9 protein-coding genes and 1 tRNA gene are annotated in these 12180 nt (G+C 57.2%); 1 reads left to right on the forward strand and 9 read right to left on the reverse strand.

What is annotated here, in order from left to right:
* Window positions 1-5: 5 nt before the first annotated feature.
* The 7 genes from ERE07_RS03800 to gabD form a co-directional block, all read right to left on the reverse strand.
* Complete coding sequence (locus tag ERE07_RS03800) at window positions 6-1670, reverse strand: amidohydrolase (protein WP_130007454.1); 1665 nt, start codon at window positions 1668-1670, stop codon at window positions 6-8.
* A complete protein-coding gene (locus ERE07_RS03805) occupies window positions 1667-2725 on the reverse strand; it encodes an ABC transporter ATP-binding protein (protein WP_130007455.1) in 1059 nt (352 codons plus the stop codon). The genes ERE07_RS03800 and ERE07_RS03805 overlap by 4 nt, the downstream gene beginning before the upstream one ends.
* Window positions 2722-3735, reverse strand: coding sequence for an ABC transporter ATP-binding protein (locus ERE07_RS03810; protein WP_130007456.1), 1014 nt, complete (start codon window positions 3733-3735; stop codon window positions 2722-2724). The genes ERE07_RS03805 and ERE07_RS03810 overlap by 4 nt, the downstream gene beginning before the upstream one ends.
* Window positions 3732-4637: an ABC transporter permease gene (locus ERE07_RS03815; protein ID WP_130007457.1), complete on the reverse strand. Its 906-nt coding sequence runs from the start codon at window positions 4635-4637 to the stop codon at window positions 3732-3734. Before ERE07_RS03815 ends, ERE07_RS03810 begins: the two co-directional genes overlap by 4 nt.
* Window positions 4634-5599 (reverse strand): ABC transporter permease, encoded by a 966-nt coding sequence (locus tag ERE07_RS03820; RefSeq protein ID WP_130007458.1) that lies wholly within the window; start codon window positions 5597-5599, stop codon window positions 4634-4636. The genes ERE07_RS03815 and ERE07_RS03820 overlap by 4 nt, the downstream gene beginning before the upstream one ends.
* A 15-nt stretch (window positions 5600-5614) precedes the next feature.
* Window positions 5615-7204, reverse strand: coding sequence for an ABC transporter substrate-binding protein (locus tag ERE07_RS03825; RefSeq protein WP_130007459.1), 1590 nt, complete (start codon window positions 7202-7204; stop codon window positions 5615-5617).
* A gap of 411 nt (window positions 7205-7615) precedes the next feature.
* Window positions 7616-9070, reverse strand: coding sequence for an NADP-dependent succinate-semialdehyde dehydrogenase (gabD, locus tag ERE07_RS03830; RefSeq protein WP_130007460.1), 1455 nt, complete (start codon window positions 9068-9070; stop codon window positions 7616-7618).
* Between the two features lie 110 nt (window positions 9071-9180).
* Here gabD and ERE07_RS03835 point away from each other — a divergent pair, with 110 nt between their 5' ends.
* On the forward strand, window positions 9181-10230 hold the full coding sequence (locus ERE07_RS03835) for a LacI family DNA-binding transcriptional regulator (protein ID WP_130007461.1): 1050 nt from the start codon (window positions 9181-9183) through the stop codon (window positions 10228-10230).
* A gap of 107 nt (window positions 10231-10337) precedes the next feature.
* On the opposite strand, the gene ERE07_RS03840 is transcribed toward ERE07_RS03835, so the two are convergent.
* A tRNA-Arg gene (locus ERE07_RS03840) sits at window positions 10338-10412 on the reverse strand.
* Window positions 10413-10456: 44 nt separating this feature from the next.
* Window positions 10457-11908 (reverse strand): APC family permease, encoded by a 1452-nt coding sequence (locus tag ERE07_RS03845; RefSeq protein ID WP_130007462.1) that lies wholly within the window; start codon window positions 11906-11908, stop codon window positions 10457-10459.
* Window positions 11909-12180 lie beyond the last annotated feature (272 nt).

Here is a 12180-nt window from a genome sequence, read left to right on the forward strand (position 1 = left end):
TGTCATCAGTTCGCCTTGGGTAGCGCCAGCGGATGCCCGCCCACGACTGTTCCTTGTACGGCAACATCCCTCAGCGTTTCAGGCGCCGCCTCAGAGGGATCGGAATCCAGCACGCAGAAATCAGCGTACTTCCCGACTTCGATGGATCCTATTCTGTCGTCCATGCGCAGTGTGTAGGCAGCACCCAGCGTAATGGCGCGCAATGCATCGGACACGCTGATCCGTTCGCTTTCTCCTAATATACGCCCGGAGGCGGTCTGCCGATTGACCGCACACCATGCAGTAAAGAGCGGCCCAATTGGCGTAATCGGCGCATCCGAGTGCACGGCAAACGGCACCCCCATGCGCAACGCGGTCGCACAAGCGTTCATGCGATTGGCCCTGTCTGGGCCCATCGTTGTCCCGTAGTGTGCGTCTCCCCAGTAAAAGATGTGATTCGAAAATAGATTGGCACACATGCCCAGCTTGGCCATGCGGCGGAACTGCGCGGCGTCGGCCATCTGGCAATGCTGCAATGTGTGCCGATGATCGAAACGCGGATGCAAAGTCAGTGCGCGCTCGACTGCATTGAGCGTCAATTCGGTAGCCTCGTCGCCATTCGTGTGTATATGCAGCTGTATCCCAGCGCGATGGTAGCGCTCGACGATGTATTCCAGATCATCGGGCGACGTCACCCATATGCCATTGGGTGCGCCGTTATAGTAGCCCGGCCATCGCACGCGTGCCGTAAAGCCCTGGATGGATCCATCGACCACCAGCTTGACGATGCCCAGATTCATCTTATCGTGATTGAGTTTTTTCAATGTTTCGAGCTTGCCCAGGCACGCGTCCACGTCGCGCCCAAACAGCATGCCAGAAGCAGCCGGCACAATGCGCAGGGGGTAGTCGTCGGCGCGCGTTACCCGCGCCAACTCGACGATCCCCTCGTCGTGCAGCTCGTTGACAAGGTCTGTTGCAGTCGTGACGCCAGCCGACTGGGCGACCTGACCGAACATGGTCAGGCATTCCTGGCTTTGCCCAAGGGTGCGAAACGGATTGCCTATCATCCGCGTGATCGGGAACATCGCGGCAAACTCCTGCAGTTCGCCCGTTGGTTCACCATTGTCGAACTTGGCAATTCCTTCAATATCGGTGTCGCGATCAATGCCAGCCATCTCCAGCGCGCGCGAATTTGCGTTCATCAGGTGCATGCTGGCGTGCATGACGACAACAGCCCCATCGCCGGGAATCTTGTCCAGATCCTGAACCGTCATGCGCTGAGATCCGAAATAGATCGGATCAAACCCCCATCCGACCAGGTGCCGCCCTGGTTCGAGCTTGCTGCGTGCCTCCGCCAGACGCTGGACGACCTGATCTATGGTTTTGAGGCCGGGCCATATCTTGCCGTCGGGGCCGCGCCGATCATAAAACCCCACATAGACATAGAGCCACACTACGCCTTCGTGCAAGTGACAATGCCCTTCTACCAGACCCGGCATCAGCACCTGATCGGCATAGCGATCATCGACATGAGCCCGCCCCCAGGCAGACGCCTGCTCTTGCGTACCCACGGCAAGAATACGCCCCTGCCTGACCGCGACATGGGTTGCATGAGGCTGCGCAGGATTCATGGTGAGAATCCGGCGTGCCTGAAAAATCTTGATATCCTGCTGTGCTGCTTCCTTGCTCATGCCATCTGCTCCACTTTACCAAATGCTTTGTGCCCATCCAGCGGTGCACTGACGCGGCCGTCTTCCACACGCACAAAATGACAGGCCACCTTGTGTCCCGGCAGAACTTCCCGCAAAGACGGAGGCTCCTGCTGGCAAAGTGCCTGCGCGGCCGGGCAACGCCCGGCAAAGCGACAGCCACTGGGCGGGTTGATCGGGCTGGGCGGATCACCCGCCAGCTTGATGCGGTTGGCCGCTTTTTCCCGCCCGCCTGATACTGTCGGCACCGCCGACATCAGCGCAACGCTGTATGGGTGCAGAGGTCGGGAAAAGAACGCAACGCGGGAGGCCTGTTCGACAATTTGTCCAAGATACATGACAGCAATATCATCACAGATGTGCTCCACGACGGCCATGTCGTGACTAATGAACAAAAAGGATTGCCCACGCGCTATCTGTATGCGCCGCAGGAGATTAAGTATCTGGGCACGAATGGCAATATCGAGTGCGGACACGGGTTCGTCGCAGACCACCAGTTGTGGGTCTGTTGCCAACGCTCGCGCAATATTCAGGCGCTGACGTTGCCCGCCCGAAAACTGATGGGGAAACAGAACCTGCTGATCGTCCCGCAATCCCACCAGTCGAAACAACTCCGACACTTTCTCGCGCTGTTCGGCTGGCGTCCCTATGCCCATCAGCATAAGAGGCATTCGCACAATCTCTCCTGCGCGCTGTCGTGGATTCAGCGATGAATAGGGGTCCTGGAACACCAGTTGAATATGCCGACGCTGCGCCCGCAAAGCTTCGCCCTCGAGCTTGGTCAGATCGACATCATTGAAAATAATGGATCCCGCCGTGACCGGGGCCAGCCGCATGATGGAAAGCGCAGTGGTCGTCTTGCCCGAGCCCGACTCTCCCACAATCGCCATGGTGCGGCCGCGCTGTATATCGAAGCTGACGCCATCGACGGCATGCACCTTGTCTTTTTCCTTGCCCAACCTAGCACGGCCAATTTGAAAATGCACCTTGAGGTCACGCACAGACAACAATGGCTGTGAAGTTTCAACAGTGTTCATTGCTGCTCCTCATATAACCAGCAAGCAACTTTCTGGGTAGGCCCCGTCTGGAAGGAGGGAGGGAATGCTTCCCGGCACTTGTCCATGACATGCTTGCAGCGATCCGCGAACGGACAGCCAGCGCCGCGATTCCATACCGAAGGCACGACGCCGGGGATCTCAGCCAACTCTGGTCTTTCTTCGCTGGGTGCCTCATCGAGTTCCGGAAGACAGGCGATCAGCCCTTGGGTATAAGGATGACCGGGGCTGACGAGAATTTCTGCGGTAAGCCCTTCTTCGACGACACGTCCGCCATACATGACGACGACTCGATCTGACATCTCCGATACCGCCCCCATGTCGTGCGTAATCATCACAATCGCGGTACCTCGCCGCTGTTGTTGCTCGCGCAGAAGGTCAAAAATCTGAGCCTGTACGGTGACATCAAGAGCGGTAGTCGGCTCGTCGGCAATGAGCACATCGGGATCACAGGCCAGCGCCATGGCAATCATCACGCGCTGGCGCATGCCGCCCGACATCTGATGCGGATAATCATCGATGCGCCGTTCCGGCACAGGAATGCCTACCGAGTGCAGGATTTCGAGCGCTTTTTTCCTGGCCTGCCCACGATCCAACCCCTGGTGGCGGCGCAAAGGTTCGCAAATTTGGTCGCCTACTGTATACACGGGATTGAGCGCGGTCATCGGCTCCTGAAAGATCATGGAGATTTTGTTGCCCCGGATACGGCGCATTTCCGCTTGATTGGATGCCACCAGATCCTTGCCGCGCAAGATGACCTTGCCTGTGTTGATTCGGCCAGGGTCAGGAATCAGACGCATGATCGCCAGCGCCGTCATGCTTTTCCCACACCCCGACTCGCCCACAAGACAGACGGTTTCCCCCTGCGCAACCTCGAAGCTGATCTCGGTGAGAATCGAGGCCGTGCCCGACCTGCCCTTGAGCTCAACGCCCAGGCCTTCTACCTTGAGCAAAGGTTCTGAAAGCTGCGCAGGATGTAGGGGCGCGTTCATGTCCGCTCCCGCAGCCGTGGATTGAATGCATCATTCAAGCCGTCGCCAATCAGGCTAACCGCCAGCACTGTCAGGAAGATCGCCACGCCAGGCAAGGTTACCGCCCACCAGGCCACAAGAATATACGGACGATTATTACCAATCATCAGTCCCCAACTCATCATGTTTGGATCACCCAACCCAAGAAACGACAGGCCCGCCTCAAACAGGATGGCGGTGCCAATTGCGAGCGTGGCAGAAACGATAAGCGGCGCCACGGCATTGGGCAGAATAACTTTCCAGATGATGCGCCCGTTTCCTGCGCCAATAACCCGTTCGGCCAGAATATAGTCCAGTTGTTTCAACCGCAGGAACTCACCCCGAGCCAGCCTTGCCGTGCCTGTCCAACTGACCACCCCAATGGCAATCGATATAGTCCACAAGGTCGGTGAAAACAGCGTGACCAGCACCATGGCAAACAAGAGCGTCGGCAATACCTGGAAGAACTCAGTGATGCGCATCAGCGCTTCATCCACCCACCCACCGTAATAGCCCGCGACCGCGCCAATGACGACTCCAATGAAAACCGAAAGAAAGGCCGCCACCACACCGACCAGCAAAGTCGCCCGACCGCCGAAAATCAGGCCCGTCAGCAGATCACGGCCGAGATAATCGCTGCCCAGCAAGCCGAACTCGGTGCCCGGCGGCATCATGGGCGGGCCCACCAGTTCGAATGGATCCGCATCCATGACCATGGGGCCGAACACAGCAATCGACACAATGGCCAGCAACAAGAAAAAACCGAACACTGCTGAAGGGTTGCGACAGAACACACGCAAGGCTTCACGCCACTGGCCCGGCGGTTTCTGGGCAATTGCCTGTACGCCAGGCGTCGACGTTGTCGCGATCGAGCTCTGATTCATGCCTTTATCCTTGGATCAATGATGCGGTACGCCAAGTCGGTAAGCTGATTCATGATAATCACCAGCATCGAAGCAAAAAACAGAATGCCCAGCATGGTGGGGTAATCCCGCCGCAGCACTGAATCAAAAGCCAGACGACCCAGGCCCGGCCAGTTGAACACCGTTTCGACCAGAATCGCCCCCGCCAGCACATTGCCGAACTGCATCCCCAGCATGGTAATGACGGGCAGCACTGCATTGCGCAGCGCATGCTTGTACAACACAATGGTTTCGGACAAGCCTTTGGCGCGCGCGGTGCGAATGTAGTCTGCGGACAGCGCTTCCATCATGCTGGCACGCGCAAGCCGGCTGTACTGAGCGATGTAAACGAAGGCCAGCGTAAAGGCGGGCAGTACAAGATGTTCCGCGACATCCAGGATGCCGGCCCATCCGCCATCGTCCATACCTGCCGTACGCATATCCGAGACCGGAAATATCGGAAACACTGACGCAAACAAAATGATCAGTACGATGCCTGTCCAGAACACCGGAGCCGAATAACCCACGATCGAAAGAATGGTCACCAACTGCGATAAGAGACCATTCGGGCGCCGCGCCGCCAGCGACCCCATGAATGTACCAACCAGAAAAGCCAGCAATACAGACACGATCACCAAGAGCAGCGTCGCCGGCAACCGTTCCAGAATCAGCGACGTCACCGGGGCGTTGAAAAAATACGATTGCCCCAGATCCCCCTGCACAACGTTGCCCAGGTAGATGCCCAGTTGCACAAGAAATGGCTTGTCGAGCCCGAACTCCGTGCGCAACTGAGCGCGAAGCTCTTCGGTCATCCCACCCATCGACCCCGCGATGGTCTCGACAGGATCTCCGGGCGAAATGTGTATCAGCAGGAAGTTGAGCGTGATGACCGCAAGCAGCAGAATCACTGCATAGACCAGTCGCTTAATAATGTAACGAAACATCGTGGCCGCCGTGGTTTATTTCAGGTAGACATCATCCAGCGGCGACAAGGGCCCCCAGATGCTTACCGGAGGATTGCCAACCTTTTGCGTTACAAGCGTGTGATACGGCACCTCGGCCACGTAGATCAGCGGAGCGTCATTCGTGACAATTTTCTGGAACTCCGCATAGAGTGCCTTGCGTTTTTCAAGATCAGTCTCGACGCCAGCCTTCTCAAGCAACTCGTCCACCTTGGGGTTGGAGTAAGACTGCGTATTCGTCCATACAATCGGGCGAATATTGGAGGTCAGGTAAGTACGGTGTACGCCGATCACGGGGTCGCCCCAATTCCAGACGATATCGGTGGTCATGTCGAAGTCATGCCCTGCGATGCGCTTGGTCCAGGAAGGAAAGTCCGCGGAAGTACGCAAATCCGCCGCCACGCCGATCTTTTTCAACTGAGCCCGGGCATACTCAGCAAGGCTCTTGCTGATCGCACCCGTACCAGGCAGCATGTCTATGCTCATTTTGAAACGAATGCCATTGCTGTCCGGCTTGTATCCAGCCTCATCCAGCAATTGTTTTGCCTTATCCAGATCAAGCGCATATTTATGTACATCCTGGGTTGCGTATGGGCTGGAGCTGATGATCGGCCCATTTGATGGCTTGGCAAAGCCCATCGTCAACGCCTTGATGATGAAATTCTTGTCCAGCGAATAGGCGATGGCCTGCCTTACCCGGGCATCGTCGAAAGGCTTGCGCTCCGTGTTCAGTGCAAGCCACGCCAAGGCGCCGATACCTTCATACCCCTTATCCAGCATCTCAATATTCTTGTCGGCACTGGCCATGCGCAGTTGCGTGGGGTCGCCCATGAAAGGCAGCATTTGCAGGTCGCCGCGCTGAAGGCCGATCAGCAGGGTTGTCTGATCCTGATTGATCTGCAGGACGATGCGGTCAAGATAAGGCTTGTCTTTCAGGAAGAACTTATCGAAACGCTCCAGCACGACCTCTTTACCCGGCACGAACTCCTTGAGCTTGAACGGCCCCGAACCCACCACGTCTTTCGAATTGCGGGGGTGAGATTTCAGATCCTGGCCATCGTCATAGATATGCTTGGGCAATATCGGCGACAAAGCAGGGGAAAGCGCGATGAGCAAGGCCGGGTGCGGCTGGCTGAGCTTGAAGACAGCGGTATGTGGATCAGGGGTTTCGATATTTTCGACAACATCGAACATCGCCTTGAAAGGATGGTTCTCCTTGTTCGCCATGATCGAGAACGCAACATCTTCAGATGTAACCGGCTCGCCATCATGAAACAGCGCATCCTGGCGCAAATGGACAGTGAGCGTTTTCCGGTCATCTGACCATTCCCACGATTCAGCAAGATAAGGCTGCGGATTCCATTGGTCGTCGAAACGCAGCAGGCTGGCGAACAACTGCGTACTGGGCAGCGCTGTTGCCATGCCCGACTGTACCGCGCCGTTCAAATGCCGAGGCGCCTGGTAGGTACCCAACACCAAGGTGCCGCCACGCTTGGGTTGCTCCGCAGCCAACGCTGTTCCGGCACCAATCAGCACAGATAGCCCCATTGCGGCAGCCAGTTTGAATACTTTCTTAAACTTGCGCATGTTGTCCCCTTGTCGATTAATAATAGCGAGGAATCCAGCGTCTCCATCTCGAGAGCAGGCTTGAGTGAGCGTAGCATTGGACCGATGGCGTCAATAGGTCCAAGTGAGCGGTTTCAATGGAGCCAGAAGGCGCAAAACCCGCATGAAATAAGGGTTTACACGAGGTCGAATCAGGGTAATCGCCAATAAGACAGCTGTCGATGCGCACCCTCCGCAGCGGTGGGGCCATCTTCTTTTCTTGTTCCAGGCTGTCAGCCAGCGCAGGGATTTTTTTAGTTGGCACAGTGCCAGCACTGCCTATTTCTATCGGCGCTGCAACTGCACACCCATAAAACTGAAGGCCGCGCGTTTCCGCTGCGGCCTTCAATTTATGCGACGGTGGACCAGGCCGCAGGGCCTGATTGCTTTACATCAAATTCCGCCCAGACACAGATATTTAACAACCAGGTAGTCGTCCAGGCCATAGTGCGATCCTTCGCGGCCGACACCTGATTGCTTCACTCCGCCAAACGGCGCGGCTTCATTCGAAACGATGCCGGTGTTGATGCCCACCATGCCGTATTCCAGTGCCTCGGCCACGCGCCACACACGGCCGATATCGCGGCTGTAGAAATACGCTGCCAGCCCGAACTCGGTGTCATTCGAAAGCTTGATCACTTCTTCGTCTGACGAAAAACGGAACAATGGCGCCAGCGGCCCGAAGGTTTCTTCGCGCGCCACCTTCATGTCGGTGGTGACGCCGGCAATAATGGTGGGTTCAAAGAATGATTGCCCCAACGCGTGCGGTTTGCCTCCGGCCAGGAGCTTGCCGCCTTTGCTCAAGGCATCCTCGATATGCTCCTTGACCTTCTCGACCGCCGCATTGTCGATCAAAGGCCCTTGGGTAACACCCTCTTCCATGCCGTTGCCGATCTTCAGCTTGGCAACCGCGGCAACCAGTTTCTCTGAAAAGGCATCGTACACCTTGTCGTGTACATAGATGCGGTTCGCGCACACGCAGGTTTGCCCTGTGTTGCGGTACTTGCTGGCCATGGCGCCTTCAACGGCAGCATCCAGATCGGCATCATCGAACACGATGAACGGGGCATTGCCGCCCAGTTCCATCGACACTTTCTTGATCGAGCTGGCGCTTTGCTGCATAAGCAGGCGGCCCACTTCGGTGGAGCCGGTAAAGCTTACCTTGCGCACCAGCGCATTGCTCGTCATCTCGCCGCCGATCGCGCTGGCAGACCCGGTCAGAATGGAAAACACGCCGGGCGGCACGCCGGCTTCTTCGGCCAACACGGCCAGCGCCAGCGCCGAATATGGCGTCTGGGTGGCCGGTTTGACCACGATAGGACAACCCGCGCCCAGTGCGGCGCCCGCCTTGCGGGTGATCATGGACGAGGGGAAGTTCCAGGGCGTGATGGCCGCGCAAACGCCAATCGGCTCCTTGATGACGACAATACGCTTGTCGGGAGACGATGTGGGGATGGTATCGCCATAGGCGCGCTTGCCCTCTTCGGCATACCATTCAAAATATGCCGCGCCGTAGGCGATTTCACCTTTGGATTCGGCCAGCGGCTTGCCTTGCTCTGCCGTCATGATCAGGGCGAGGTCGTCCGTGTTGGCCAGCATCAAGTCAAACCAGCGGCGCAGGATGCCGGCGCGCTGCTTGGCGGTCATTTTGCGCCAGTCTGCCCAAGCTTCGTTGGCGGCTTCAATGGCGCGGCGGGTTTCGTCGGCACCCATTTTGGGAATGGTGCCGAGCACTTCGCCTGTGGCCGGATTGGTAACTTCGATGGTTGCGCCGCTATCGGCGTCGCACCATTTGCCATTGATATAGCACTGCTGCCGGAATAAATCCGGATTCTTCAACTTCAACATGTTGCCACCCCTGCTGGATTGATGTGTTGGAAACTGCAATTAACTTATAATACTTGAAGCGCTTCATTTTAGTGGACAAATCAATTATTTTCAAAACAAACACGATCTCCATGAGCAAGGATTCAAGCACTTCTGCAGCCGAACAGCCACAACGCCGCCCGACGCTGGCCGATGTCGCCCACCTGGCAGGCGTCTCGCTGGGCAGCGCGTCTCGCGCACTTTCTGTACCCGATCAGGTACGGCCGGCAACCCTGGACGCCGTCAATCGCGCTGTTGCAGAGCTGGGGTATATCCGCGACGGCGCCGCCCGGGCGCTGGCATCGCGACGCACCCACACCATTGCCGCCGTCTACCCAACCTTGACCAATCCGATTTTTGCGCACTCGACGCATTCAATGCAGCAAACCTTGTGGGCGCTGGGCTATCAGCTGCTGATTGTCAGCCACGAATACCACAAAGATGACGAGGCCGCCTTGATACGCGCCACCCTTGAGCGCGGCATCGACGGCATCATCATGGTGGGTACTGATCATGAGCAAGAGGTCTATTCTCTGCTTCGCCACCGCAATCTTCCTTACGTACTCACCTGGTCTGTCGATGAAAGCGACTATCCGTATTGCGTAGGGATTTCAAACTTCGATGCCGCCTACCGCCTGGCCCAGCGCGTCCTGGCCCATGGCCACCAGCGCATTGCCATCTGCAGCGGCGCGTCCGCGCACAATGAGCGCGCCCGGGGCCGACGCGACGGCATCCTGGCCGCTGCCGCCGAAAAGGGGGTGAATGTGCCCGAGCAATGGCTGCTTGAGCGCCCTTTTTCCTTTGACGGCGGACGCGATGCGATACGGCAACTGTGGCAAGGATCGCCTCGCCCCACCGTCGTCATGTTTGGGACGGATCTGCAGGCCATGGGCGCGCTGGATGAATGCCGCCGCCTGGGCATTGCGGTACCGGGTCAGGTCTCCATCATCGGTTTCGATGGCATCGAAGAAGCCAGCATGATGCAGCCATCGATTACGTCGGTGTGCATCCCGGCCCACGAAATCGGCAAACACGCGGCGCGCATCATGGTGTCGTTGGTTGAAGGAGAACCGGTCGAACCGGTTGGCGCTTTGCAGGAAACCATTGTCGAGCGTGAGAGCCTGGGGCCCGCACCCGCTTGACGCGGTAGACGTTTTTGCCTGCTGGGGGATGGCGTTTGCGCAGCAAAAACCCGCAAGGTCAAAGACTGTGCGGGTTCGGGTGCTTGCTGCAGAAAGGAATAAAGCCTTGGCGTCCCCGGCAGGAATCGAACCTGCAATCTTCCCTTAGGAGGGGAAAGTTATATCCATTTAACTACGGAGACAAAAAGGAATCCACGGAGTATAACCTGCCGGATGCGTGCTTGGACTATGCGACGGCCACCACTTCTTCACCGAGAATCAGTTTGTCGAGCTCTTGCTTGGGAGTACGCAGGTAGTGATGTCCAAAGGACAGGTAAAACACCAGGCCCAGCGCAAGCCAGCAAAGCAAGGCGATCCATGCCGGCGTGTCCAGAAACCCAGGGGCGCCTGGCACCAGCAGCAAGCCAAGGAAGCCGATGCTGCTCAATGTGCCCAGTAAGGCAATCAGCTTCTTGACGGGCGCCACTTCCTTGCAGAAGGCGGAGCCAGCATGCGAAGGCGACCACTTGAACAGACGGAAGGCCGCTGCGCAATAGTAGATGAACGCCACGGAAATGCCGACGGCGGACATATCCACAATCCACAGCAGAACCGAGCGACCGAACCAAGGCGCGAACAGGCAGATAGCGCAGATAAAGATAATGCTGGCGTAGGGCGTGCAATGCTTATCGTGCAGTCGGGAAAAAATGGGCGGGAGAGCTTTGGCCCGGCTCATGGCGAACATCAGGCGACTGCAAGAAATATAGAAACCGATGAGCCCCGTAAAAATCCCCATGCACAATGCGACGGCCAGCGCACCCAGCCCTACATTGCCCAGCACGCCCAGCACAGCCTGGCCCGTGCCCCACAGGTAACGATGCTCCACCAGTTCCATCCAGGGCATGGCCAGCCCTGTCGCAACAATCATGATCGAGTAGTGAGATGCCGCAACAAATAGTGCAGCCAAAATCAGAAAGGTTGCCTTGCCAGGCGAAAAGCTGAATTCCTCTGCAGCCTGGGGAACCGTATCAAACCCGACATAGGCCCAAGGGGAGATGGCCACGATCGCGCCAATCGCCGTCCAGGTTGGCAAGCCCGGCTGGAACAGCGGCGTCATGTTTCGGAATGAGGTATCGGGGGCTGCGACCATCCCAACAGTCACGCCGACGGCGGCTGCAATAAGCAGGGCGCAAAAATAGAACTGAGTCTGTGCGGTCGCATCTGCGCCACGAATATTGATCCAGGCAAAAATCACCAGCACCGAACTGGCAATCACAACTTCCATGAGATAGACATCCCAACCAGCGACGCTGTAGAGGAATCCCTGTTTGGCGACCTGCGGAAGCAAAAACTTGATCATCAGCGCGAATGCCGAAGCATTGAGCGCCACGATGGCGGCATACCCCAGAATAAGGAACCAGCCACACAGAAAAGCATGCTTTCGACCAAATGCCAGGTAAGCGTAGGTAAATGCTCCACCGGTTACAGGATAGGCTTTCACCAAAAACCCCATGCTCAAGCCAACCAGACTCAGGATCATCGCGCCGATCCAAAGACCAATAATGACGCCAAGGGGGCCAGCCATTTCCATCCACTCAACGGGTAATACAAAGCTGCCCCACCCGATTGCCGAGCCAAAGGCGATTGCCCAGACCCAATGGGGTTTAAAGGATTTTTCCAGGGTGATGCGTTCCGGCACTGTCTCCTCCTCGCGTTGCGTCTTGCCTCGGACACTGTCGCCGACGCAGTCGCACTTAAATGGTCAAAAGAGTGTAGCGACTCGATCTCCAGCCGCGTAGGACCAAATCCCGATTGTTTTAGGAGCCAGCGAAAGACCGGGCCGCCTCAAAAACCGCCGCATGCCAGCCAGACATTGCCAGTGAGCAACCATAAAAAAAACACGCTCCGGCCATTCAGACCGAAGCGTGCTCTGAGTCATTGCAAGTTGTTTCAACCGCCCTGCGACGGCTA

The organism is Allopusillimonas ginsengisoli (assembly GCF_004153455.1).
GTDB lineage: Bacteria > Pseudomonadota > Gammaproteobacteria > Burkholderiales > Burkholderiaceae_B > Allopusillimonas > Allopusillimonas ginsengisoli.